The organism is Lacinutrix sp. MEBiC02404 (genome assembly GCF_053601575.1).
Map to the genome: position 1 here is coordinate 1 of NZ_JBSHNV010000094.1, position 259 is coordinate 259.

1 protein-coding gene is annotated in these 259 nt (G+C 42.9%); it reads left to right on the forward strand.

Annotation, left to right across the window (positions count from 1 at the left end; genetic code table 11):
* Nucleotides 1-259: hypothetical protein (locus ACVCXO_RS00775; RefSeq protein ID WP_452227692.1), on the forward strand; the 259-nt coding region annotated here is incomplete at both ends.

The following is a 259-nucleotide window of genomic DNA, read 5'->3' on the forward strand; positions in this document are numbered from 1 at the left end:
TGATGGAGAAACAAGTGATACGGATCCAAATGATACGGATCCATGTATTGGAGGAGATTTAACAAATGTAGATTTAACAGACACAACAAGTGACTGGGCAACTGCAGATTGTGATGGAGATGGAGTAAGTAACTTAGACGAGGTGGATCCTGATGGAGACGGTGTTCAAGGACCAAACGACACCGATCCAAACGATGCATGTGAGTTTACTGCAGCAGATATTACTTTACCTGTAACAGCAATCACAGATTGTGATGGC